The organism is Lentzea sp. NPDC020367 (assembly GCF_044387305.1).
Lineage (GTDB): Bacteria > Actinomycetota > Actinomycetes > Mycobacteriales > Pseudonocardiaceae > Lentzea.
The window spans coordinates 735,573-759,200 of record NZ_JBIRVV010000001.1 but is presented as its reverse complement, the minus strand read 5'-3'; the positions used below and the strand labels follow the sequence as shown (position 1 = coordinate 759,200).

The 23,628-nt window shown below is 69.8% G+C and carries 26 protein-coding genes; 10 read left to right on the top strand and 16 right to left on the bottom strand.

Annotated features, from left to right (window positions below; all coding sequences use genetic code 11):
- Positions 1 to 3: 3 nt before the first annotated feature.
- From cysK to ACH413_RS03355, 5 genes are all read right to left on the bottom strand, one after another.
- Positions 4 to 999 carry a cysteine synthase A gene (gene cysK, locus ACH413_RS03375; protein ID WP_360030139.1) on the bottom strand — a complete coding sequence of 332 codons (996 nt, stop codon included), beginning with the start codon at positions 997 to 999 and terminating at the stop codon, positions 4 to 6.
- A gap of 22 nt (positions 1,000 to 1,021) precedes the next feature.
- A complete protein-coding gene (gene epsC, locus ACH413_RS03370; RefSeq protein ID WP_319974236.1) occupies positions 1,022 to 1,666 on the bottom strand; it encodes a serine O-acetyltransferase EpsC in 645 nt (214 codons plus the stop codon).
- Positions 1,663 to 2,571 carry a DMT family transporter gene (locus tag ACH413_RS03365; protein ID WP_360030138.1) on the bottom strand — a complete coding sequence of 303 codons (909 nt, stop codon included), beginning with the start codon at positions 2,569 to 2,571 and terminating at the stop codon, positions 1,663 to 1,665. The genes epsC and ACH413_RS03365 overlap by 4 nt, the downstream gene beginning before the upstream one ends.
- Positions 2,572 to 2,667: 96 nt before the next feature.
- Entirely contained in the window at positions 2,668 to 3,438 is a 771-nt protein-coding gene (locus tag ACH413_RS03360; RefSeq protein ID WP_360030136.1) for a glucose 1-dehydrogenase, read from the bottom strand.
- Between the two features lie 46 nt (positions 3,439 to 3,484).
- Entirely contained in the window at positions 3,485 to 4,066 is a 582-nt protein-coding gene (locus tag ACH413_RS03355; protein ID WP_360030134.1) for a TetR/AcrR family transcriptional regulator, read from the bottom strand.
- A 53-nt stretch (positions 4,067 to 4,119) separates the two neighbouring features.
- Here ACH413_RS03355 and ACH413_RS03350 point away from each other — a divergent pair, with 53 nt between their 5' ends.
- Both ACH413_RS03350 and ACH413_RS03345 read left to right on the top strand, forming a co-directional pair.
- A complete protein-coding gene (locus ACH413_RS03350; protein WP_360030132.1) occupies positions 4,120 to 5,142 on the top strand; it encodes an alpha/beta hydrolase-fold protein in 1,023 nt (340 codons plus the stop codon).
- Positions 5,139 to 5,615, top strand: a complete 477-nt coding sequence (locus tag ACH413_RS03345) for a GNAT family N-acetyltransferase (RefSeq protein ID WP_360030130.1) — start codon at positions 5,139 to 5,141, stop codon at positions 5,613 to 5,615. The genes ACH413_RS03350 and ACH413_RS03345 overlap by 4 nt, the downstream gene beginning before the upstream one ends.
- Here the strand turns inward: ACH413_RS03345 and ACH413_RS03340 are convergent.
- The gene (locus tag ACH413_RS03340; RefSeq protein ID WP_360030129.1) at positions 5,608 to 6,447 is read right to left on the bottom strand and encodes a helix-turn-helix transcriptional regulator; all 840 of its coding nucleotides are present in this window, start codon (positions 6,445 to 6,447) and stop codon (positions 5,608 to 5,610) included. The two genes, ACH413_RS03345 and ACH413_RS03340, sit on opposite strands and share 8 nt — an antisense overlap.
- Before the next feature lie 102 nt (positions 6,448 to 6,549).
- Between ACH413_RS03340 and ACH413_RS03335 the strand changes: the two genes are divergently transcribed.
- Positions 6,550 to 7,314 carry an SDR family NAD(P)-dependent oxidoreductase gene (locus ACH413_RS03335; RefSeq protein WP_360030127.1) on the top strand — a complete coding sequence of 255 codons (765 nt, stop codon included), beginning with the start codon at positions 6,550 to 6,552 and terminating at the stop codon, positions 7,312 to 7,314.
- Here the strand turns inward: ACH413_RS03335 and ACH413_RS03330 are convergent.
- Genes ACH413_RS03330 through ACH413_RS03320 form a run of 3 tightly spaced genes read right to left on the bottom strand, consistent with a single transcriptional unit; the run spans position 7,263 to position 9,012 of the window.
- Positions 7,263 to 8,201 (bottom strand): NmrA family NAD(P)-binding protein, encoded by a 939-nt coding sequence (locus ACH413_RS03330; protein WP_360030125.1) that lies wholly within the window; start codon positions 8,199 to 8,201, stop codon positions 7,263 to 7,265. The genes ACH413_RS03335 and ACH413_RS03330 overlap by 52 nt on opposite strands.
- Entirely contained in the window at positions 8,198 to 8,695 is a 498-nt protein-coding gene (locus ACH413_RS03325; RefSeq protein WP_360030123.1) for a PaaI family thioesterase, read from the bottom strand. Before ACH413_RS03325 ends, ACH413_RS03330 begins: the two co-directional genes overlap by 4 nt.
- Positions 8,695 to 9,012 (bottom strand): putative quinol monooxygenase, encoded by a 318-nt coding sequence (locus ACH413_RS03320; RefSeq protein ID WP_360030121.1) that lies wholly within the window; start codon positions 9,010 to 9,012, stop codon positions 8,695 to 8,697. Before ACH413_RS03320 ends, ACH413_RS03325 begins: the two co-directional genes overlap by 1 nt.
- Before the next feature lie 59 nt (positions 9,013 to 9,071).
- On the opposite strand from ACH413_RS03320, the gene ACH413_RS03315 reads away from it, so the two are divergent.
- The 4 genes from ACH413_RS03315 to ACH413_RS03300 are packed head-to-tail and all read left to right on the top strand — an operon-like array spanning position 9,072 to position 12,566.
- Positions 9,072 to 9,575: a helix-turn-helix domain-containing protein gene (locus ACH413_RS03315; RefSeq protein ID WP_360030119.1), complete on the top strand. Its 504-nt coding sequence runs from the start codon at positions 9,072 to 9,074 to the stop codon at positions 9,573 to 9,575.
- Positions 9,572 to 10,237, top strand: coding sequence for a GNAT family N-acetyltransferase (locus tag ACH413_RS03310; protein WP_360030117.1), 666 nt, complete (start codon positions 9,572 to 9,574; stop codon positions 10,235 to 10,237). Before ACH413_RS03315 ends, ACH413_RS03310 begins: the two co-directional genes overlap by 4 nt.
- A 59-nt stretch (positions 10,238 to 10,296) precedes the next feature.
- Positions 10,297 to 12,246 carry a HEAT repeat domain-containing protein gene (locus ACH413_RS03305; protein WP_360030115.1) on the top strand — a complete coding sequence of 650 codons (1,950 nt, stop codon included), beginning with the start codon at positions 10,297 to 10,299 and terminating at the stop codon, positions 12,244 to 12,246.
- Positions 12,210 to 12,566 carry a hypothetical protein gene (locus ACH413_RS03300; RefSeq protein WP_360030113.1) on the top strand — a complete coding sequence of 119 codons (357 nt, stop codon included), beginning with the start codon at positions 12,210 to 12,212 and terminating at the stop codon, positions 12,564 to 12,566. Before ACH413_RS03305 ends, ACH413_RS03300 begins: the two co-directional genes overlap by 37 nt.
- Here ACH413_RS03300 and ACH413_RS03295 read toward each other — a convergent pair.
- From ACH413_RS03295 to ACH413_RS03265, 7 genes are all read right to left on the bottom strand, one after another.
- Positions 12,563 to 13,510 (bottom strand): SDR family NAD(P)-dependent oxidoreductase, encoded by a 948-nt coding sequence (locus ACH413_RS03295; protein WP_360030111.1) that lies wholly within the window; start codon positions 13,508 to 13,510, stop codon positions 12,563 to 12,565. The genes ACH413_RS03300 and ACH413_RS03295 overlap by 4 nt on opposite strands.
- A gap of 21 nt (positions 13,511 to 13,531) precedes the next feature.
- Entirely contained in the window at positions 13,532 to 14,140 is a 609-nt protein-coding gene (locus tag ACH413_RS03290; RefSeq protein ID WP_360030109.1) for a TetR family transcriptional regulator, read from the bottom strand.
- 10 nt (positions 14,141 to 14,150) lie between these two features.
- On the bottom strand, positions 14,151 to 15,551 hold the full coding sequence (locus tag ACH413_RS03285) for a fatty acid desaturase (RefSeq protein ID WP_360030107.1): 1,401 nt from the start codon (positions 15,549 to 15,551) through the stop codon (positions 14,151 to 14,153).
- A 63-nt stretch (positions 15,552 to 15,614) separates the two neighbouring features.
- Positions 15,615 to 15,884: a hypothetical protein gene (locus ACH413_RS03280; RefSeq protein ID WP_360030105.1), complete on the bottom strand. Its 270-nt coding sequence runs from the start codon at positions 15,882 to 15,884 to the stop codon at positions 15,615 to 15,617.
- Positions 15,885 to 15,914: 30 nt separating this feature from the next.
- On the bottom strand, positions 15,915 to 17,825 hold the full coding sequence (locus ACH413_RS03275; protein ID WP_360030104.1) for a GH36-type glycosyl hydrolase domain-containing protein: 1,911 nt from the start codon (positions 17,823 to 17,825) through the stop codon (positions 15,915 to 15,917).
- 45 nt (positions 17,826 to 17,870) lie between these two features.
- Positions 17,871 to 20,189, bottom strand: coding sequence for a VIT domain-containing protein (locus ACH413_RS03270; RefSeq protein WP_360030102.1), 2,319 nt, complete (start codon positions 20,187 to 20,189; stop codon positions 17,871 to 17,873).
- Positions 20,186 to 20,752: a MerR family transcriptional regulator gene (locus tag ACH413_RS03265; RefSeq protein WP_360030100.1), complete on the bottom strand. Its 567-nt coding sequence runs from the start codon at positions 20,750 to 20,752 to the stop codon at positions 20,186 to 20,188. Before ACH413_RS03265 ends, ACH413_RS03270 begins: the two co-directional genes overlap by 4 nt.
- A 132-nt stretch (positions 20,753 to 20,884) precedes the next feature.
- Here ACH413_RS03265 and ACH413_RS03260 point away from each other — a divergent pair, with 132 nt between their 5' ends.
- The 3 genes from ACH413_RS03260 (at position 20,885) to ACH413_RS03250 (ending at position 23,608) form a co-directional block, all read left to right on the top strand.
- Complete coding sequence (locus ACH413_RS03260) at positions 20,885 to 21,877, top strand: hypothetical protein (protein WP_360030098.1); 993 nt, start codon at positions 20,885 to 20,887, stop codon at positions 21,875 to 21,877.
- A complete protein-coding gene (locus ACH413_RS03255; RefSeq protein ID WP_360030096.1) occupies positions 21,874 to 22,398 on the top strand; it encodes a GNAT family N-acetyltransferase in 525 nt (174 codons plus the stop codon). Before ACH413_RS03260 ends, ACH413_RS03255 begins: the two co-directional genes overlap by 4 nt.
- An 82-nt stretch (positions 22,399 to 22,480) precedes the next feature.
- Positions 22,481 to 23,608: a BMP family ABC transporter substrate-binding protein gene (locus tag ACH413_RS03250; protein WP_360030377.1), complete on the top strand. Its 1,128-nt coding sequence runs from the start codon at positions 22,481 to 22,483 to the stop codon at positions 23,606 to 23,608.
- Positions 23,609 to 23,628 lie beyond the last annotated feature (20 nt).

Below are 23,628 nucleotides of genomic sequence, written 5' to 3'. Positions count from 1 at the left end.
TGTTCACTCCTCGTTGATGGCTGCGGGCGTCTCGCCGCTGTCCGTCGTGTCTTCCTGGTTGAACCACGAGAGGTACCGCTCGCCCGTGTCCGGGAACACGGTGACCAAGTTCTTGCCCGCGTACTCCGGCCGCGCGGAGAGCACCCGGCAGGCGTGCGCCGCCGCGCCGGAGGAGACCCCGACCAGCAGCCCCGCGGTCCGCGCGAGTTCCCTTGCCGTGCTGTAGGCGTCCTCATTGGACACCGCGAGGACCTCGTCGATCAGGGCCACGTCCGTCGTCGGCGCGACGAACCCGCCGTTGAGCCCGGGAATGCGGTGCAGGCCGCCCCATCCCTGACTGAGCACCGGTGACCCTTCCGGCTCCACCGCGACCACGCGGATGCCGGGATTGCGTTCCTTCAGGTACTTCGCGGTGCCGCTGAGCGTTCCGCCGGTGCCGACACCGCAGACGAAGACGTCCACCTCGCCGTCGGTGTCGTTCCAGATCTCCGGTCCGGTGGTGGCGTAGTGCGCCGCCACGTTGTCGGAGTTCTCGTGCTGGCAGGCGAACCACGACCCGGGCCGTTCGCGGTAGATCTCCTCGGCCTTGGCGATCGCCGCGACGTACCCCTCCTGGTACGGGGTCAGCACGATCTCCGCGCCGAACGCGCGCAGCAGCTGGATGCGCTCGCTGGTCGCGCTGTCCGGCAGGACGATCACGCACTTGTACCCGCGGGCGGCCGCGATGGCCGCCATGGAGATGCCCGTGTTGCCCGACGTCGCCTCGACGATCGTGCCCGTGCCCCTGGTCAGGTCCCCGCGTTCCTCCGCGCCGTTGATCATGTAGAGCGCGGCGCGGTCCTTCACGCTGGACAGGGGGTTGGCCATCTCCAGCTTGGCGTAGAGGTTCGCGGTGGTCACGCCGAGGTCGAGACGGACGGTGGGTGTGCCGCCGATCAGGTCCACGAGCGAGTGCGCGGGCGGTCGTCTGGTGAGGGGCTGACTGACTCGGGTGTTCACGCGAACTCCGATCGGTTAGTTGTCACCAAGTGGGGAACACGGCCTGGGCGCCCTTGTGCCGCAGTCCCGTGATCTGAACGGGATGACGGGCCCTGGCCGCCTTCACCACGCCGCGGGTCGACCTCAGCGCGGGCACGGAGAACGGCGCCAGGACGCGTGAATCCGCTGGTACGTCACGGATCACCAGCGCCTGGGCGCCGACCACCGAGTCGTGGCCGACCGTGATCGGGCCGAGCAGCGTCGCGTTGGCTCCGACGACGACCCGGTCGCCGAGCTTCGGATGCCGCCGGGAGCCTTCCGGGCGTTGGTTGTCGTGCCACCACCCGACCGCGCCGAGCGTCACCTGGTGGAAGATCGTGACGTCCTCACCGATGATGACCGTCTCGCCTATGACCACGCCTGCGCCGTGGTCGATGAAGAATCCACGGCCGATCTCCGCACCGGGGTGGATCTCGATGCCACCGGTCAGCAGCCTGGCGATGACCATGACCAGCCGGGCGCTGCGCCGGTGCCCCCGCAGGTGCAACCAGTGCGACACGCGATAGCCCCAGATCGCGATCACCGTCGGGTGCAGCAACGCCTCGCTGCGCGACGTGATCGACGGATCGCGGTCGAGGACCATGTCCAGGTCCGCGGTGATCGCGCCGAGCAGCGCCCGCGGGTTCACCGGACCGCCCCCGCCTTCTCCGGGGTCTTGCGGAGCTGTCCGAGCCTGTTCTCCGCGTAGGCCACGCCGACGAGCACGACGAGACCGCCCGCGATGAGGTTCCACGTGACGTGCTCACCGAGGAACAACACGCTGACGAGCACCGCGAACACCGGTACGACGTAGTTGACCGCCGATGCTGTGGTGGCCCCGACGTCGCCGATGAGGCGGAAGTAGAGCACGTAGGCCAGACCCGTGCTCAGCAGGCCGAGCAGCACGATGCTCATCGTCACCGGGCCGGTGAAGCTGGGCGTGCGCCAGTCGAGGAACGGCGTCACGACCGCCTGCAGCACGGCCGCCGCGACGAGCTGCGACGCGGCCAGCGACAGCGGCGCCAGTCCGAGCGGCGACAGGTACTTGCGGACGTACACGAAGCCGATCGCGTAACTGATGGCCGCGCCGAAGCAGGCCAGCCGGCCGCTGAGCGAGCCGAGCGACTCGTGCCACGGCCCGATCAGCAGCACCACGCCGATGAAGCCGAGCACCAGGCCGACCGCCTTGCGGGAGGTCGCCCGCTCGGTCGGCAGAGCGGCGGTGGCGAGTGCCAGCGTCAGCAACGGGCTGGCGCCGATCAGGACGCCCGCGATGCCGGCGCCGGTCGTCTTCTCGCCGTAGGACAGCAGGAGGAACGGGATCACGTTGCCGAACAGACCGGCGGCGGCGATGTGCCCCCAGATCTGGGCGGAACGCGGCAGGGCGACCTTGCGGACGGCCGCGATGGAGAGCAGGACGGCCGCGCCCAGGATGAGTCTGCTGAGCACGAGCTGTCCCGGTGTCAACCCTTCCAGGGACACCTTGATCAGAGTGAAGCTGCTTCCCCACAGCAGCGCCAGCAGCAGGAAGCGCGCGACGGATGCCTTGTCCATTGCTTCTCGATTCGGATCATCTGTCAGTAGTCGTTTGGACACTTCAACAGATGCTCCTAGGGGCTCACTAGAGCGAGCCCCGTCAGCGCGAGGAGATCAGCCGGCGACGACCGCGACCCCGGTCCGCCCGCCGTCGACGTCGATCACCGTCCCGTGCACGAACGCGGCGTCGTCCGAGGCCAGGTAGACCGCGGCTGCGGCGATGGCGTCGGGGTGCCCGGACCGGCCGGCCGGTGTGCCGTGCATCATCGCCTCGCCGGGGTGGACGGTGCCGGGGTCCCAGTCCGGCGAGACGACGACGCCGGGGGAGATCGCGTTCACCCGCACGCCCTGTGGGCCGAACTCCGCCGCCCAGGCGCGGGTAAGCGTTTCCATGGCGCCCTTGGTGGAGCTGTAGAGCGAGCCGCGCGGCACGGCCAGGCGGGCGATCCACGAACCGAGGTTGATGACCACGCCGGAACCCGCGCCGATCATCGCGGGAACCAGGGCCTGCGTCAGGAAGAACGGGGCCTTCACGTTGACGCCGTAGACGCGGTCGAAGGTCTCGTCGTCGGTGTCGAGGGTGCCGGGTGAGGGGTAGATGCCGGCGTTGTTCACGAGGATGTCGACGGGGCCGCCCAGCAGCGTCTGGACTTCCGCGGCCAGTGCGCGGCTCGCGGCGGACGAGCCGTCGAGGTCGGCGCGGACGAAGTCGGCGCGGCCACCGGACGAGCGGATCTGGTCGACGACCTCCGCTCCCCTGGCCTCGTCGCGCCCGGAGACGACGACGTGCGCGCCCTCGTGGGCGAAGGCGACCGCGATCGAGCGGCCGATGTTGCTGGTGGAACCGGTGATGAGGGCGGTCCTGCCCTGCAGTCGTTGTGCCATGCACTCGAAGCTAGGTCCGTATTTTTGGACCCGCAAGTCCAGAACTTCAGCCGCGCAGGTAGTCGATGACGACGTCGAGGGCCGCCTCCAGGTGCGTGACGTCGCCGGTCGACCGGAGCACCTGCACGCCACCCTGGATGCCCGCGATCAACGCGGCGGAGACGCGGCCGGCGTCCACATCGGACCGGACCAGACCGGCCTGCTGCATCTCGATGACGCCGCGGCGCAGCTCGGACTGCCACTGTTCGAGAAGCGTGCCGATGACCTCGTGCGCGCCCGGTGTGCTGTCGAGCTGCCCCATCAGCACGCCCAGCGGGCAGGTGCGGCCCTGTGCCCGGTAGCGGGCGACGACCGAGTCGCGCCAGCGTTCCCAGGCGGCCCACGACGTGAGGGCGCTGAGGTGCGGCTGCTGGTCGGAGAGCACGCGATCGGCCTCGAACCGCGCCACGGCGAGGAAGAGCTCCTCCTTGCCGTCCGGGAAGTAGTGGAAGATCTGACCCTTGCTGGTACCGGTGATCGCCCGGATGTCGTCCAGCGTCACGCCGGCCGCGTCATCGCTGCGCAGGTACGAGGCCGCCCCCTCGATGATGCGCTGCCGGGTCGCCTGTCCCTTCACCGTGAGCTTCATGACGCCACAGTACGTTTTCTGGACCAGCGGGTCCACTGTGGTTGACTGGGATCATGCTGCCTTGGGAGGGACCGCTCGCCGGCCGGCTCGACCGGCACACCGTCGAGTCCGCGTTGCTGCGCGACAACCCGCTCGGAGATCCGCACGAGCGGCCGCTGTGGGTGTACGTGCCGCCGGGTTACGACTCCGGGACCGAGCACTACCCGACCGTCTACATGATCCAGGGCTACACCGGGCACGTGCAGATGTGGGCGAACCGCACGCCGTTCCGCCAGCCGTTCATCGAGACGGCCGACGCGGTGTTCGCGCAGGGAGCCCCTGGTTGCATCGTCGTGTACGTCGACGCGTGGACTTCGTACGGAGGGTCGCAGTTCGTCGACTCGCCCGGCACCGGCCGCTATCACTCGTACCTGTGCGACGAGATCGTGCCGTGGGTGGACGAGCACTACCGCACGATCCCGGACCGCGAGTCGCGGGCGATCGCGGGCAAGTCGTCGGGCGGGTTCGGTGCGATGATCACGCCGATGCTGCGGCCGGACCTGTTCGGCGCGTTGGCCACGCACGCGGGCGACTCGCTCTACGAGCTCTGCTACCTCGCGGACTTCGGCAAGGCCGTGCGAGCGTTGCGCGGCTACGACAACGACGTCCAGAAGTGGTGGACGGACTTCCAGAGCCGCACGGCGTTCACCAAGCCCGAGGACATGGACCTGCTCGGGATTCTCGGTGTGGCGGCGTGCTTCTCGGCGACCGAGGACGGCGTGCCCGAGTTGCCGTTCGACTCCGTCACCGGAGCGTTGATCCCGGACGTGTGGCAGCGCTGGCTCGACTGGGACCCGGTGCGGATGGTGCCCGGTCACGCCGACGCGATCCGGTCGCTGCGGGCCGTGTGGATCGACGCGGGCACCAGGGACGAGTACTTCCTCGACCTGGGCGCGGAGGCGTTCCGCAAGGAGATCGCGCAGGCCGGGATTCCGGACGAGCGCGTGCACTTCGAGCTCTTCGACGCGGGCCACGGCGCCATCGACTACCGATATCCCCTCTCGCTGGCGTGGCTCGCGACTAGGCTCGCTCGATGATCAGAGAAGTGACGTTGCGCGGCGTCGAGGACGCGGATCTGGACGTGCTGTTCGAGTTCATGCGCGATCCAGAGGCCGTGTGGATGGCCGCGTTCACGGCGGAGGACCCCGACAACCGCGCGGCGTTCGACGCGCACATGCGCAGGATCCGGGAGAACCCGGAGACCCTCAACCACGTGATCCTCGGTGACGGCGTGGTCGTCGGCAGCATCGCCAGCTTCGTGATGGAGGGCGACACCGAGATCACCTACTGGATCGACCGCGCGATGTGGGGTCAGGGCGTGGCCGGGCGGGCGTTGGCGTTGCTGCTCGAACGCGTGACGGTCCGGCCGCTGCACGCCCGTGCCGCCAGTGACAACGCGGCCTCGCTGCGAGTGCTGACCAGGGCGGGGTTCAAGCCCGTCGGCACCGACACCGGCTATGCGGCGGCGCGGAAGGCCGAGATCGAGGAGACGATCTTCATCCTCAGCTGACGAACTTCTCCGTGCCCAGCACGCCGAGCAACTGCAGCTTGTCGAACGCCTCGGTGCGCGGCGGCGCGGTCAGCACCAGCAACGCCTGCGACTGGTCCTCGGTGAACAACGCCTGGCAGTCCACCTCGATCTCGCCGAGCTGCGGGTGGATCAGCACCTTGTGGTCCTCGAACCGCTTCGAGACCTCGTGCCGTTCCCACAGCCGCGCGAACTCCGCGCTTTCCTTCTGCAGCGCGCGAACGAGCTCACCGGCCCGTGAACGCGGGCCCATCGAGGCGTAGGCCGCACGCAGGTTCGCCACCTGGGTGCGGCTCTGCCGGTCGCGGTCGTGCTCGGGGTAGACCAGGCGCTCGCCCGGCTCGGTGAACCAGCGGTAGATCCCGCTGCGGGCGTGGCCGGTGAAGCGCGAGGAGTCGCCGTACAACGCCTCGGCGAACCGGTTCTGCACGAGGACCTCGCCGAGGTTCGACAGGATCAGCGCGGGCGTGTCGTTCAGACGGTCCAGCACCCGTTGCAACGCGGGCGCGACGTGCGTGGCGGTGGCCTGGGGTGACGGGGCGTTGCGACCGGCGACGCGGAACAGGTAGTCGCGTTCGTCGTCGCTCAGCCGGAGGGCACGGGCCAGCGAGGTCAGCATCTGCTCGCTCGGCTGCGGGCCGCGTTGCTGTTCCAGGCGCGTGTAGTAGTCCGTGGACATGGCGGCCAGCGCCGCGACCTCCTCACGCCGCAGCCCCGGTGCCCGCCTGCGCGCGCCCACCGGCAGGCCGACGTCCTCCGGCCTCAGTTCCTCCCGGCGGCGACGCAGGAAGCCGGCCAGTTCCACCCGATCCATGTGGTCGAGTATCCGGCTTGTGCGGCCGCGAACCAGGGATCGCCGATCCCCCGATAAGGGCTCTCTGGTGAGGTACCAGTGACCGGGCCGAGACTCAGTGCCATGGACATCACCGGAAACACCGTCTTCATCCCCGGCGCCACCAGCGGAATCGGCCTGGCGCTCGCCCTCGCCCTGCGCGAGCGCGGCAACACCGTGATCGTGGGCGGCCGGCGCACCGAACTGCTCGACCGGATCGCCGCGGAGCACCCCGGCGTCGAGACCGTCCGCATCGACACCGCCGACGCCGCCAGCGTCCAGACCGCGGCCAAGGACGTCATCGCCCGCTTCCCGTCGGTCAACGTGCTGATCACCATGGCGGGCGTCATGCGGATCGAGGACTGGCACCGCCCCGAGTCGTTCCTGGAGTCCGCCGAGGGCATCGTCACGACCAACGTGCTCGGCCCGATCCGCCTGATCGCCGCGTTCGTCGAGCACTTCCAGTCGCTGCCGGACGCCACGATCATGACCGTCTCCTCCGGCCTCGCCTTCGCGCCGTTGAAGATCACGCCGAGCTACAACGCGTCCAAGGCCGCCATCCACATGCTCAGCGAGTCGCTGCGGCTCCAACTCGCCGACACGTCGGTGAAGGTCGTAGAGCTGGAGCCGCCGTCGGTGCAGACCGACCTGCTGCCCGGCCAGGCCGAGAGCGACCACGCCATGCCGCTCGACGAGTACGTCGCCGAGGTCATGAGCATCATCGAGACCCAGCCCGACGCCCGTGAGATCCAGGTCGAGCGCGTGAAGTTCCTGCGCTACGCCGAGGCCCGCGGCGACTACGACAAGGTCGTCTCCGTGCTCAACGTCTCGGACCCCCACGGGAAGTGACCCTGGCGCGCGTACTCCCGGAACGTCACCGGCTCGCGGCCGATCAGCCTCGCCAGCGCGCGGGCGTCGGCCGCCATGGTCGAACCGTGCTCGGCGACCCGTGCAGCCACCGAGGTGATGTGGCCGGCCATGTCGGCGTTCACGACGTCGTCCACTTCGGACAGTTCGACGAGCTCGCGCCACCACTGCCGCGCGGAGACCGGCTCGAACCGGACCGGTCTGCCGAGCTGCTCGGCGAGGACGGCCGCGATGTCGTGGTGGCTCAGTTCCTCGGCGCCGGTGGGGTAGCAGATCGGGCCGTCGAACCGTTCGGGGTGCAGGATCGCGGCCACGGCCAGCTCCCCCGCGTCCCTGCCGTTGATCCAGGCGACGGGGCCGGGCCCGAAGCAGTTGCGGATCACGCCCTCGTCGCGGACGGACTTCCCGTGCAGCGCCGGGATGTTCTCGTGGAACGCGGCCGCGACGCGCAGGATCAGCACGTCCAGGCCCGCCCACTGCAGAACCTCCTCGGCGAGCCACTGGTCCCGCCCGCGGCCGCTGGGGTGACCGGGATGCGCCGGCCCCATCGACATCACGACCGTGCGCGGTGACGTACCGGACTCCCGCACCGCGGCCGCGAAGTTCGCCGCCGCTCCGATCACTCCCGCGTCGATCGGATACGTGAAGTAGGCCAGTTCCACGTCTTCCAGCGCGGGCACGATGCTGCGGCGGTCCTGCAGATCGCCGATCACCACCTCCGCACCGAGCGACTCGAGGAACTCGGTGCGGGTGCTGCGGGTGCGGGCGAGCACGCGGACGTCCCTGCCCTCCTCGCGCAGCCGTTGCACCAGGTGCGCGCCGGTGCCGCCGTGACGTCCGGTGGCACCGGTCACGAGGCTCTTCGTCAACTCTTTCCTTCCTGGATCAGGCAGGTGCTCGTCGCGGTCGCCAGCAGCCGTCCGGCGCCGTCGACTAGGCGTGCCTCGGCCATCGCGGTCCGTCTGCCTTGGTGGACAACGGTTCCGACGCAGGTGACCGTGCCGGTGTCCGTCCTGATCGGACGGAGGAAGCGCACGGCCAGGTCGAGGCTCGTGTACCCGGTCCCGGCGGGAAGCGTCGAATGCACGGCACAGCCCGCCGCCGAGTCGAGCAGCGTCGCGTAGACGCCGCCGTGCACCGAGCCGATCGGGTTGTAGTGGAACTCGGCCGGGTCCAGCGCGAACACGACAGACCCCTTGTCCACGGACACCAAGCGGGCGCCGAGCAGTTCTGCGACGGGTGGGGGCGGCACCTCCCCGGCGGCGATGGCACGGAGGAAGTCCAGGCCGTCGAGCTTCATGGCCAGTGCGGCGGTCTTCTGCGGATCGGCCCAGGTGACCGTCCGCGTGCGTTCTTCGGACATCAGGCGGCCACGTTGCCCTTCATCAGCCACGTCGGACCCTCGGCGTACGCGCTGGCCTCGGCGAAGAACGCACCGAAGTACGGCCCGCTCGCATGGGCGGTGAACGCGTCGACGTCGGCATAGACCTCGTTGAGGTAGAAGAGATCCGGGTTCTCCTCGTCCGCGATGACCTCGAACCGCAACGAGCCGGGCTCGTTCGCGAGGGAGTCCTCGGCGGTCTTGCGCGCGACCTTCACGAAGTCCTCGCGGTGCGCGGGCTGGACGGTGAACGACACCAGGAACTGGTACATGGCGGCAGCCTCTCTCTTGTAGTTCATTCACTGAACTACGGCGAACCGTAGCACGGCAGTTCAGTGAATGAACTACAGTGGGACCCATGGCACTGCCCAGCACCTACGCGGACCGCAACTGCTCGCTGGCACGAGCGCTGGAGATCGTCGGCGAGCGGTGGACGTTGCTGATCGTGCGCGACGCCTTCTTCGGCATCAGCCGGTTCGGCGACTTCGCGACCCAGCTCGGCATCCCGCGCGCCGTCCTGACCAACCGCCTGAAGTTCCTCGTGCAGGAGGACGTGCTCGACCACACCGACGGCGAGTACCGCCTCACCACCAAGGGCGTCCAGCTCTGGCCGATCCTGCGGGCGATGATGGCCTGGGGCGACGACCACTACTCCCCCACCGGCGAGAAGCGCACCTTCTGGCACACCACGGACAACGGCCGCCTCGACCCCGAAGGCCGCTGCTCGGTGTGCGGCGGCCTGGTTCCCGCCGCCGACACCCGCGTGGACCCCGGCCCGGGCTTCGACCCCGGCAACACCAACCCCGACCCGGTCTCGGCATTGCTCAACACGCCGCGCCGCCTGATGGAGCCGCTCGCATGAACCCGCTCGACCACGCCGCCCACTCGGCTCTGACCGGCCCGCACGCCCGCTTCGCCGAGCACAAGGGCAACGTGCTGCGCTACCCGACCGACATGTCACCGTTCGTGGCACTGCCGCCTTCGCCTTCCGAAGCCGACTGGCTCGACCTCGCGGCGCTGGCCCCGCACGCTGTCGTGACCGGTCTCGAACCTCCAGTTGGCTGGCAGGTGGACGGGCGTCTGCCTCTGTTGCAGTACGTCGGTCTTGACCTTGCGGCGGCACCGGAACTCGAGGCCGTTCGGCTTGGTGCCGCGGATGTTCCGGAGATGCTGGCGCTCGCGGAGCTCACGCGGCCGGGGCCGTTCCTGCCTCGCACCATCGAGATGGGTGCGTATTTCGGGGTGCGGCGGGATGGTCGGTTGGTGGCTATGGCGGGTGAACGGCTGCGTGTGCCTGGGTACACCGAGATCAGTGCCGTCTGCACGCATCCCGAGGCGCGTGGGCAGGCATTGGGGACGCGGTTGTTGCTCGCCGTCGCGCATGGCATTCAGGAGCGTGGGGAGACGCCGTTCCTGCACGTGCTCGCGTCCAACACCGGTGCCGTGCGGCTGTACGAGAAGCTGGGGTTCCAGCTGCGACTGAGCACGGAACTCCTGATCCTGACCCACAGCGAGGCCGCATGACCTAGGCTGAGGGGACATGATCGCTCGTTGGCGGTCCGATTCGAAAAGAAGTCGCCTGGATGTCCCAGGATCTCTCGCCCATGGTCGACAACGTCCCGTGGGAGTCTCTGCACCACCACTACGGCTCTGCCGAGGACATTCCCGCTCTGCTCCGCGCCAGTGCCACCGATGCCGATGCGTTCGGTGAACTGCACAACAAGGTGTTCCACCAAGGCGGCGGAGTCCTGTCCGCCGCGCCACCCGTGCTCCCTGTTCTCGTGCTGTGGGCGCATGATCCCGGTTTCGCGCACAGAAGCGCGGCCATCGGGTTCATCGGTGACCTCGCCCAGACTGCGCAGAAGGTCAATCCCGAGTACGTCAACGCCGCGTGGCCGGCGGCATGGCAGGAAGTTCTGCCACAGCTGCTCGATCTGCTCGCCGACCCCGATCCGGTCGTCCGCAGGGCGATCGCGCTCTCATTGGGGTATGCCGCCGATCAGGCAGGACTCGTGTTGCCCGCGCTGCTCGCGACGTGGCGAGAGGAACCCGACGAGGCGGCCCGCGTCCGCTACGTGCTGGCGGCCGCCCAACTGCTGCGCGACACGTCCGGGGAGTGGCCGGTAGAGGTGATCGACTGGCTTTCCTCCCTGCCCGAGAACGAAAACCCCGCACTCCGGTTCGCCGGCGCACTGGCAGCGCGCCGCTGCGGGCTCGGCGGCCGCGACCCCCGGCACGTCGACGAGGCCGCGGCTTACCTGTCCATCGCAGATCTGGCTGTGTGGCACGACGTCTGGCCCGTACAGCGAGAGGTGGTCGGGCGGCTTCTGTTGTGGACGAACGACATCATCGACGACGACCGGGACGGCAGGACCAGGCTGGCCGCGACCCTCCTGGGCAGCGCCGACGCAGACCGCCGTGCCAACGCGATGAGCACCGCCGCAGACGTCATGCGCCGCTGGCGTTCTCCCGTCACGACGCTTCTGCCGCTCGTCGCCGACGGGCTGTGCGATCCGAACTCCCGGCAACGGTGGTCGGCGGCCTCGATCCTCGCGTCCGCCGGCCGGGCGGCTGCGCCCTGGACCACACAGTTGCTCGCCGCGTGCGAGGACGAGCCAGAGGTGGCCAGGCCCGCCCTGCACGCCCTGGTCAGGATCGGCGCTCCCGAAGCCGTCAACTTGGTCGCGGACCTGCTCGACGCACCAGACCACGGGCTCTTGCACGACGCCGGATGCGCCGGCCCATCACTTCTCAACGTCCTCACGCCACTACGTCCCGCCTCGGCGTCGCTGCTGCCGGGTATCCGGCGGCGACTGACGGCGTCGAGCGTGCTGACGGAGCAGCGCGACCTGCTGCTGGTGCTGGCGAAGTGGGGTCCTGACGCCCAGAACGCCCTCCTGGAGATCACGTCGTTCCTCGGCACGAAGGCAGAGCCCTGGGCCCTGGACGCCCTCGTCGCGTTGGACTCCGAGGAAGCGCGCGAGGCGGCACTACCCGCGGTCATGGCCACCACGGATGTCCCGACCTCCGCCAGGGCGGCCGTACGCCGGTGGAAGGTGACCGGCGAGCCCGAGGAACTCCTGCTCCACCTCCAGACGGCCGACCCCACCCTCCGTCAGCACGCCGACGTGCTGGCGCAACTCGGCCCTGCAGCGGCAGGTCTGGCGGATCGGTTGTGCGAGCAGACCGCTCTGTGTCGCGGGTGGGAGTTGATGGAACTCCGGTACGCGCTGTGGCGGATGACCGGAGACCCTGAAGACGGGCTCTCGGTCGCCACGGCCGCAAGGCTGGCGCTCCACTCAGACGGTGTCTTCGGTCGCTACGTCATTCGTGCGATCGGCAAGCTGGCGTCGTTGGGAACCCTCGCTGCACCGGCCGTGTCCGCGTTGCGGCCGTTGCTCACCACGGACGTGCGCCCCACCAGGGGAATCCCAGATGATGATCTGCTGTGCGAGACGGTCCGCGAGGTCCTGGCCGCCGCCGGTAGCGTGAGCCCATGCCACAGATCACCGTCGAGTACTCCGCCGAACTGAGCGACGCGTTCGACCGCCGCGCCTTCGCCCTCGCGCTCCACGAAACCGTGGGCCCGCTGGTCAGCGCGGAGGTGGCGGCGTTCAAGACGCGGTTCCGGCAGATCGAGGAGTCCGTGATCGGGGACGGGTCGGCCGCGGCCATGATCCACGTCAGGGTCGGGTTGCTGACCGGGCGGTCGGTCGAGCTCAAGCAGGAGGTCGGGCGGGTGAGTCTCGGGATCGCTCAGGAACACCTCAAGCCGGTCGAGGGGCTGCCGACGCAGGTGACGCTGGAGGTCTACGACATGGATCGCGAGCAGTACCAGAAGGTCGTTCTCTAAGGCAGAAGGCCGACCGCGCTGGTGCTGTACTGCCAGAACGCGTCGATGTCCTCCGGCGTCTCGCCCGTGGTCGGCAGCAGGTGGGTCGGACGCGCGCGGCGGTCGTGCCAGAACTGGCCGGAGCGGGGCGCGGGGGTGGTCGCCGCCAGCCAGACGACGGTGTCCGCGCCTTCCTCGGCGGTGCGCAGGAACGTCCTGGTCAGGCGGTGGAAGCCCGGCAGCGAACCGGCGACGCCCGGTGTGTCGGCCCAGCCTGGGTGCATGGCGTGCACGCCGATGCCGTCCTGGGCGTAGCGCTCGGAGAGCAGTGGCGCGAGCGCGACCTGCATGCGTTTCGTGCGCGCGTAGGCGGTCGCGCCGCGGTAGTCGCCCTCGCGGTACTCGGGGTCGTCCGCGCGGAGGCGTTGGGTGTACATGCCTCCCGACGAGACGAGCACTACTCGCGGGTCCGATGAGGCGGCGAGCAGCGGTCGCAGCAGGTCGGTCATCAGCAACGGGCCGAGGACGTGCGTGGCGAACGTCAGTTCGTGGCCGTCTTCGGTCACGGCACGCTCCTGCGGCAGGACGCCGGCGTTGTGCACGAGGATGTCCAGGCGGTCCAGCGACGCAGCGAACCGGCGGACGGACTCCGAGCTCGACAGGTCACAAAGGCTGATCTCCACCACAGCGCCGGGGACGGCGGCGACGATCTCGTCGCGGGCGGCGGCGCCCTTGCGTTCGTCGCGCACCACCAGGACGACCTCCGCGCCGAGGCGGGCCAGGCCCAGCGCGGTCGCCTTGCCGATGCCCGTGCCGGCTCCGGTCACGACGGCTTTCCTGCCGTGCAACGCGTCGGGCAGCAGGCCGGGCCAGCCTCGGCGGCGGAGCTGAAAGCCCAGCTTCGAGTAGCCGGGGACCACGAGCCGGTCAGCGACGGTGTCCAGCACGCGGAACAGTCCGCTCACTTGCTTCACTCCCTGCATTCGTCACCCGTAGCGAAGGGGTTTCCTCGCGGGCTCCTCCAGCACACGTGACGCGAGCCACGCCAGGCCGTCGGCGGTGCCGGCCGGGGTGCCCGTCGGTTGGATGACGTGGCTGAGCACCGTCCTGGTCATGAGGTCGATCAGCACCTCGATCTGCTCGCCGGTGAGGCCGGGCCGGTAGGACTCGACCCGTGCCGCGAGCATCGCCTTGACCTCGAGCAGCAGGGTTTCGGCCTGCGTGGTCAGCAGCGGTACCAGTTCGGTGTCCGCGCCGTGCGTCGCCGAGGCGATGGCGCGGACCAGCAGGTTGTCGCGGGCCAGGTCGAGGACGTCGCGGACGGCGTCGTAGATCGCCTCGACCAGGTCGTCGGCGTGCCGGTCGAACGCGTCGCCGATCGCGGCGAGGAACCGGCCGAGCTCGTGCGTGAGCATCGCGTCGGCCAGGGAGTTCTTCGAGCCGATCTCGTTGTAGACGGTCTGGCGGCTGACCCCGACCTGCTCGGCGAGCCGCGTCATGGTGACCGCGGCCCAGCCGTCGCGGGCGGTCATCTCGATCGCCGCCTCGATGATCGGCTGCCGCCGACCTGAAGCCGCCGCTGAAGTCGCGCCCATGCCCGCGATCCTAGGCCGTGCCGACGCGTCCCGGCGCCACGAAGTCGATCTTCTCGCGCACCCCGCAGTCCGGGCAGCACCAGGAGTCCGGGATGTCCGCCCACGACGTTCCGGCCGGGAAGCCCTCGCGCGGGTCGCCCGTCTTCTCGTCGTAGACGTAGCCGCAGCCAGGACACATGCCGCCCGCGGTCGCGTCGCCGCGGGTGTCGGTGACGACCTCCTCACCGATGTCCACGCCGCCGTAACGGGCGAGGACCTTCGCGCGCTTGCCGGGCTGGATGTTGGCGCGGCTGATGTCACCGCCGAAGTGGCCCTGCACCCGCGGGTCCATCACGCGCCGCCACAACGGCGGCACCAGGGCCAGCAGGATCATGCCCGCGTAGCCGGTCGGCAGCACCGGGGACTCGGCGAAGTCTCGCAGCGTCTGGTAGCGCCGGGTCGGGTTGGCGTGGTGGTCGCTGTGCCGCTGCAGGTGGTAAAGCAGGACGTTGGTGGCGATGTTGTTGGAGTTCCAGCTGTGGCTCGGGTCGACCCGCTCGTACCGCCTGCGGTCCGGCGCCCCGACCTTCTGCCGCAGCATCCCGTAGTGCTCCATGTAGTTCACGACCTCCAGCAACGAGAAGCCGATCACCGCCTGAACCAGCAGGTACGGCACGATCCCGACACCGAGCCAGGTGATCATCGCCGCCCACAGCACGGCGGACATCAGCCACGCGTTGAGCACGTCGTTGCCCAGGCGGTACGGGTGCCGGTCGCGCCTCCCGTAGCGCTTGCGTTCGAGGCGCCACGCCGACTTGACCGAGCCGAACACGGTGCGCGGCCAGAACCGGTAGAAGCTCTCGCCCACCCTGCTGCTCGCCGGGTCCTCCGGCGTCGCGACCCGCACGTGGTGGCCGCGGTTGTGCTCGATGTAGAAGTGGCCGTAGAAGCTCTGCGCCAGCGCGATCTTCGACAGCCAGCGCTCGTGGCTCTCCTTCTTGTGCCCCAACTCGTGCGCCGTGTTGATGCCGATGCCGCCGATGCACCCGATCGACACCGCCAGGCCGATCTTGTCCACAACGGACAGATCGCCGCGCGCGATCAGCCAGAACGCCACCACGAACCCGACGTACTGGATCGGCAGGAACAGGTAGGTGATCCAGCGGTAGTAGCGGTCGTTCTCCAGCCGCTCGATCACGTCGTCGGGAGGGTTGCTGCGGTCGAGGCCCGCGAAGAGGTCGATCGCCGGGACGATGACCAGCACCACGATCGGGCCGATCCAGAACCACACGCCCCAGCCCGTCGCCGCGTGCATCCCGATCGCCAGGAACGCCAGGGACGGCACGACCAGCCCCAGCAGCCACAGGTACCGCTTGCCGTCCGTCCACTGCTCGGTTGAGCCGACGGGCACCGTTGCCTTCTTGTCGCTCATGCCACGCTCCTCAGGAGGTTGACAGAACGGTAGGACATGTAAAGCCAGTTTGACAAGAGGTGGTTATTTGTAAACCGCGAGCAGAGTCGTGGCACGCCTCCTGTAGGCGACGGCGGACACCGTCAGGCGCACGGGCACGCCCGGAAGCACCGCGCCGAGTGCCGTGGCGATGTCGTGGACGGTCCGCAACGGCGAACTTCCGCGCCACACCACGACCTCGACGCGGATACCGTCCTCTGAGGACAGTTCGACGCTGTGCACGGCCGGGTGGCACAGCGCGGTCTGCTCGACGAGCGAGAGCCGCTCGTCCTCGGGCAACTGGCGCAGGGACACGACGTCAGGACCGCACCAGGCCCCGAAACGTCACGCTCGTTCACCGAATCGAGGTACGACCCCGTTCAACCGCAGATACGCCAGCAAAGGCTGGGCGTGGCTGTGCAGGTTCGCCACGGGGTACGCCTGCATCGCGGTGCCGAAGTCAGGCAGCGCCCACGTCTCGCCGGGGCGGTCGCTCTCCGGCGCGAGATAGCAGTCAGGACCGGACAGCGTGCCCGTCCACACGTCTGGATAGGCGGCCGTGTGCGCGTGCAGGGTCATGCGTCGCCACTCGTCCCACGCCAGGTCCGGGAAGTAGGCAGAAGCCGCCCAGATCAGCGTCATGTTGACCGACGACCACACCTGGCCCTGCGTGCCGTCGGGAACGGGCCACCGATGACGAGCGCCCAGTGGCGAACCGGCCCGGCACGTCTCGTCGATCGTGGTGAGCAGTGCGCGCGCTTGGTCCGGAGTGGCGGCACCGCACAGGATCGCCCACGGCTGCACTTCCAGCCACAGGTCGTGATCGCCCACGACCTTGCCGCCAGGGCCGTGTGCGCGCCTGAACCAACGGCCGTTCCACTCCCCCGCGACCAGCGAACGGAGTGCGGCGGCGCGGTCGCGTGCCTCGGTAGCCGTGGCGGCATCACCCAGCCGGTCGGCGAGGTCCGCGTACAGCGGAAGCACCCAGGCGGCCATCGCCGAGTTCAGGACCGACTCCCCCTGCTCGATCATCAGCTCACGGTCCACACCGGACTCTTTGATCGCGAGGTCGTTCCAGTCCGCGTTCAGGATCCGGACGTGGCCGTGTTCCCCCACGCCCACCTCGTCGACGAAGAACCGGAACTGGCGCCTCAGGTTCTCGGCGAGTGGAACTGGATCGGCGCTGTGGCAAGGGTGGTAGGGCACGAGTTCGCGGAACGAGGCGAGGTCGCCGGTCGCGGCCGCGTACTCGGCGGCGAGCCAGAGCGCCCACAGGTTCTGGTCGGACGGGCGGAACAGCTGCGTCCAGGGTTGTTTGCGGCCGTCGAGCGCATACGGGAGGTCGCCGTCCGGGCTTCCCCAGGCACAGGTGTTGCGCAGCACCGACAGCGCCAAGTCCGGCTCGAGGTGCACCAACGGCAGGGCGTGCTGAAGCGGATCCCTCGCGGCGCCGTTGAAACCGTGACGGAACGAGTAGGCCGACCCCTGGTTCAGCGTGTGCCCGCCGAGCACGCCGTCCACGCAGGCGCCGCCCGTCAGCAACGCGGCGTGCCACTGGATCTCGGCGGGAGCCGACGGGAGGCGGTTCCTCAGGCCGGCCAGACTGGTCGTGTACAAGGCTTCCGGGTCCGCGGGCCCGTCGAGCAGACCGAACCGGAACCACGCCGTCGTCCGCTCACCCGGCTGCAGATCCAGCTCACTCCCGACCACCAGCGGTCCGGCCGTGGTCTCCACCCGGTCGCCGCCGAAGTTCTCCAGCGCCACCACGGGTGCGTCCGGCGGAGCGTCGCCGCGAACGGGCCCGAACTCCAGATCCACCAGGCGCGGCCGCACCTCCCACTCCTCGCCCAACGTCCCGCGCAGCACCGCGTCGCCCCGGTTGAGCACGTCGACCCTGATCAGCACCCACGGCACCTCGCCCTCCGGGCACAGCACCGTGCGTTCGATCTCGACCTCGCCCGACACCACCGCCATCCGGCAGAAGGTCGGCCCGAACAGCTTCGCGGACGAGTCGAGAAGCTGATCTCCACACCGAGCGATCCCGGTGTGCTCGGCGATCCACCGGCACCCGAGGTGCTCGTCCCACAGGCCGAACAACCCGTCGCTGTCGGCGACCAACGTGATCCGGCGGTTGCCGACGTGCACCCGATGCGTCGACGACGGCGGGTCGATGATCGGATCCCACGGCCGAGGGCCCGCCCGGTACTCGAACGCGGGCAGGCCCTCGACTGTCGTCCACTCACCGAACGCGCTCACACCGAAGAGCGTTCCGGCACGACCACCCGGCGGGCAATCGTCCGATCAGCGCCAGAACCTGCGGCGCCGCTCCGGCTCGGCGGTCTTCCCCGCCACGAACTCTCGCAGCACCTCCAGCGCCCGCGCCCACAGCTTGTCGACGTCACCGCCGGCCGTGATCTCCGCGACCAGGCCGTGCAACGGCGCGTGGGCCTCGCCCTGCCGACCGGCGATCAGGGTGCCGAGCCGGCTGGCCAGGTCGGCGAGCAGGTCGCGGCGCTCCCACGAGGGCAGTGCCGCGTCCCTCTCCAGGCGCTGGACCTCCAGCGCGACGATCTCCCGCAGGTCCGTGGATTCCGGCACGGGCACTGGCATGGGCATCGGCGGCGGCACGGGCATCGACGCGGAGTCACGCATCAGCTTCGGCGCCGCGGCCCTGGCCATCGGCGCGGCCGCGGGCGGAGGTGCGCCATAGCCGCCGCCAGGCGCGCCACCCGCGAAGCTCGGCGCCGCCGCCACCGGCATCGCGAACTGCGGTACCTGAGGCGCCCATCCGGCGGGCTGCTCGACCGGCTGCACCACCCGGTGCACCGTCCCGTCGGACACCACCCGCTCGTCCACCGCGACGAACGCGGTGAAGCGGCACAACACCCCGAACTTCAACGAGGTCTCTACGATCGACGACTCCAGCGACCGGTCACCGACCGCGTACCGGTCCTCCAGGTCACGCAGCGCGGCACGGGCCCACTGCGCCCGGACGGCCGGTGACGTGTGCCGTTGCACGGCCACCGTCTCCTGCCAGTCCGCACCGTCCCGGGTACGGCCGCGCACGCTGAACGACTCCGGCGCCGCGCCCCGGTACCGGCCGAAGGCCACCAGCGGCACACCCGGATAGATGGCCGTCGGCTGCTTGGGCAGGTCGGACGACGGCGACAGCACCACGTCGGTGATGACCGGCGCGCCGATGCGCCGCTGGATGTGCGTCATCGCCTCGTCGAGCCGGTCCTCGCTCTCGACCAGTTCGCAGCGACCCGCCCCGGCGGCGGCCAGCCTGCCGAGGAAGCCCGCATTCACGGCCGTGTCGATGCCGACGGCGTGGATCCGCGTCCGGTTGATCATCGGCGCGATGTCGCGCAGCATCTGGTCCTCGTTGCCGACCTGGCCGTCCGTGACCAGCACGAGGACGGGGTCGCGGTCCGAGGTCGCGTCGGCGAGCAGGCTCAGGCCCTGCCGCAGCGGTTCGTACATCTCGGTGCCGCCGCGGGCCTGCACGGCCGCCAGGTGCTCGACGGCGCGGAAGCGGTGCCGGTCCGTGGCGGTGACCAGCGCCGAACCGAGAGTCTCCGGCCGGTCCAGGCGGTCGTCGAAGGTGATCACGGAGAACGTGTCGTCCGCGGTCAGCGTGTCGACGATGCGGGCCGCCGCGCGCCTGGCCGCGACCATCTTCCAGCCGGACATGCTGCCGGAGCGGTCGAGCAGCAGCACGACGTCCCGTGCGCGCACCGGGGCCTCGGGCTCGGGCGGCAGAACGGTCAGCTGGTAGGTGCCCTCACCGCTGTCGTCCAGGTCGGGCACGCACACGACCGCGGAGCTGTTCCCCTGGTACGCCAGGCGAAGCACGAAGTCGCGGTCGACCCGCTCACCCGGCGCGACCGTCACGGTGTTGCCCTCGGCGACCACGGTGTGCAGGCTCGACCGCACCTCGCCGAGCTCCAGGCCGGCCGGGTCGATCTCGACGCCGATGCCCAGCCGCACGGGGTTCGGGAAGCCCGGCAGCAGCACGGGCGGCGTGATGCGGGAAGCATCCGGCACCACGTCCGTGTCCTGCGCGTACCCGTCGCCCACCGACGGTCCTGGCAAAGGCGTGCCCGGCACGTACCTCGGCGCCACCACCAGCGGGAACCGGAACGTGGCCGCGCCGTCCTCGAACACCAGCGGCCCCACCAGGGTCAGCTCGACGGTGACGCGTTCGCCCGCCGGGATGTTGCCGACCCGCATGGTGAAGACGTCGGGCCGTTCTTCCTCCACAATGGATGCTCTTTTGCCCGCGGCGATCGCGTCGTCGTACGTCTGGCGGGCCTGGGCGCGTTCCTGCAGATCGGCTTCCACGGTGCGGTCGCCGGCGGTCATCTTCATACCGGTGACGGCGGCGCGATCCGGCAACGGGAACACGTAGGTCGCTTCAAGTGCGGTGTCATAGGTGTTCACGAACCCGGTCGTCAGCACGACGCGGCCGACCAGACCGGTGATCGCCGCTCGCACGTCGAGCCGCTCCAGCGGCAGGTTGCCGCGGTCGGTGCGCAGCGCGCCGATACCCGCGTCCTCGGTCGTCCGGCCGATGCGGTCGGCTTCGGCGGCCTTCATCGGGGCGACGGAGATGGTCATGACGGGTCCCTTTCGTTGAGCAGGCCACGGGCGGCGAGCAGGTCGAGCAGTGGCCGGGCGGCGGCGGCGATGTCGGCGCGGTCGGCGGCGGTCGGCGTTCCGGGTATCAGCACCACGGCACCTCCGCCGAGCGCGACGCCGTTGAGCGCGAACGCCTCCGGAGGTGCGGGTGGAGCGGGCGGTGCGGCGGTGGGTTCGGCCCAGAACCTCGGGCGAACCGCCTCCGGCGGCGGTGCCTCGCCGGACTCGAACAGGTGCTCCGGCACGCGGGCGATGGCCACCAGCGTCGTGTCGGTGGCGCCCGCGAGCTCCGTCTGGATGTCGGCCAGCGTCCTCCCCTGCGACTGAAGTCTCTTCACCGCCACGAGCTGGAGCAGGTGGCGCTTCTCGTACAACGCGGTGCGGCCGCGCATCGCCGATGGCCGGTCGACCAGCCCCGTCGTCGCGTACCAGCGGACGGCCCGTTTGTCGGGCACGTCCCGGACGCGGCCGTTGGGCGCGCCCGAGTACTCCGCCGTCAGCGCGGCGGAGACACGGTCCAGCAACTCGTCGAGCGTCCACACCCCACGATAGTGACACTGCAACCGTGACAGTGTCAACGTCGAAACCGATGATGTTCACGCGTGGTAGCCGGGTAGGGTCCAGCGCGTCCGCGTGCCCCTGAAAGTTCACCCACATGAGGACGGAGAGCACGAGTGACCACGGACGAGGTCGGCACCCTGACCGACCACCGCGCTGAGTTATCCCGGCTGAAGACCCACAAGGCCAGGATCGAGTACGCGCTGGAGCACATGCCGCGCGGCGGCACGGTTGAGGATGTTCGCCGCTGGCTGCACAAGCAGGACCAGCTGGTGCCCACCAGTTCTCACGCCAGGACGATCGTGAACGACTGGCGTGCGCGCAACGGCATGACCGACACGGGCGGTCACGTGCTGCTGACGCCGGAACTGATCGCCGAGCTCGACAAGGCGGAGGCCCCCGCTCCCGAACCTGTGGAACCCGCAGAGCCCGCGGAGCCGTCGAAGCCCGCCGGTGCCAAGGGTTTCTACGCCGTCGCGCTGATGAGCATCGGCGTCAGCGTCGACACCTCGTGGCGGTTCTTCGAACAGCGCCTGGGCATCACCGACGTCGTCGAGCGGGTCGTCCTGTTCTCCGTGATGGAGGCGGCGCTCGTCGCGTGCGGCTGGGCCATGCGCGGCGGCGTTCGTCGGGACGGCCGCCCCGGTCCGGCCCGCCTCGTGGCGTGGGCCCTGACCGCGTTCGCCGCCTTCGCGGCCTTCAGCCTGTCCGGCCCGGTCGCCGGCACCGCCCGTGTCCTGCTCGGACCGGTCCTCGGCCTCGTCATGCTGCACCTCGCACTCGGCATCGAGATCCGCGCCTCGCGGCAGCGCACGACGACGTGGGCACGTGTGGGCCGTGAGCTCCGGGAACGGCTGTTGTCGTTGCTGGGTCTGGGCGACGACCACCGGGACGCCGCCGCGCGCACCCGGGACAAGGCCGCGCTGCGTGCAGCCAAGCTGGCCATCGCGAGCCGGTGGACGCCGCGCCGGAAGGCACGTCTGCGCAAGGCGCTGCACGCGTCGCACGTCGCGCACGACGCCACCCAACGCGACCGCATGCTGCGCGAACTCGGCGTGCTCCAGCACGCGGACGAGCTCGCCAAGATCTCCCAGCCGTCGCCGTGGTGACTCCCGTCTTCCTCTCCGACACCGGACTGGCCGCGGAGATCGCGGGCCTGATCAACCGCGTGTACGCCGACGCGGAACAAGGGATCTGGCAGGAAAGCGGCGCCCGGACCACCCCGGAGGAGGTCGCGGAGCTCATCTCCAGCGGGCAGATCGCGGTGCTCAGGTCGGGCGAGCGCATCGTGGGTTCGGTGCGCGTGCACGAGATCGAGGACGGCGTCGGCGAGTTCGGGATGCTGGTCGCCGCGCCGGAGGAGCGCGGCACCGGCATCGGCCGCGACCTCGTGTCGTTCGCCGAGAACTGGGGCCGTGAGCGCGGCTTCGCGGAGATGCAGCTGGAACTGCTGGTGCCGCAGGGGTGGGCACATCCGGTCAAGGAGTTCCTGCGCGGCTGGTACACGCGGATCGGCTATCAGGTCGTGCGCAAGGACAGCCTGGAGAGCGCGTATCCGTTCCTGGTGCCGCACCTGGCGTGCCCGTGCGACTTCCTGGTCTTCCGTAAAGTTCTCGATCCCAGTAAGTGAACTCTCAACCGGTTTGATCGAGGTGCGAGGTACCGTCCGCCTCCTAAAGCCGAGTTAGAGGAGACGAACCGTGCGTCGTCGTATGCGTGGCACCGCCGTGGCCGCGATCGCGCTGACCAGCCTCATGGCGGTGAGCGCCTGCGCTAAGGACTCCGGTGGTGGCACCACGCCCACCACGTCCGGCAGCGCCTGCGAGTTCTCGACGCCGCCCACCGCGCCCGCCACGTCCAGCACCAGCGCCGCTGCCGGCGACAAGGTCGACGGCAGCGCGTTGAAGATCGGCCTGGCCTACGACATCGGCGGCCGCGGCGACGCGTCGTTCAACGACCTCGCCGCCCTCGGGTTCGACCAGGCGATCAAGGACATGGGCGTCAAGAAGGAGAACACCCGCGAGCTCTCCGCCGCGCCGAACGAGGACGAGGCGGCGAAGCAGACCCGCCTGCGCCAGCTCGCGGCCGAGGGCTTCAACCCGATCGTCGGCGTCGGCTTCGCGTACACCGAGTCGCTCAAGGTGGTCGCGCCGGAGTTCCCGAACGTCAAGTTCGGCCTGGTCGACTCCGCCGTCGACGGCGCCGCCAACGTCACGCCGCTGGTCTTCGCCGAGCAGGAGGGCGCGTTCCTCGCGGGCGTCGTCGCCGCGTACCAGAGCAAGAAGTGCCACGTGGGCTTCGTCGGCGGCGTGGACATCCCGCTGATCCAGAAGTTCGAGGCGGGCTACAACCAGGGTGCCCGCACCGCCGCGCCCAAGGTGAAGATCGACAAGAAGTACATCACCCCGGCCGGCGACTTCACCGGCTTCCAGGACCCGCCGAAGGGCCAGGAGGCCGCGAAGGGCCTGATCGACAAGGGCGCCGACGTCGTCTACCCGGCCGCCGGCGCCTCCGGTCTCGGCGTGTTCGCCGCGGTCAAGCAGGCGGGCGTGCTCGCGATCGGCTGCGACGCCGACCAGTACAACCAGCCCGCCGTCGCCGCCAACAAGGACGTCATCGTGGCGTCGAGCCTCAAGCGCGTGGACGTCGCCGTCTACGACTTCTTCCACGCGGCCGCCAAGAACGACCTCGCGTCGCTGCCGAAGGTCTTCGACCTGAAGGTCAACGGCATGGGCTACGCCACGTCCGGCGGCAAGATCGACGCGAAGCTGCAGGGCATTCTCGAGGGCTACAAGAAGGACATCGTCGACGGCAAGATCAAGGTCGCGAACACGCCGTAGTGCTCACGCTGGTGGGGTTC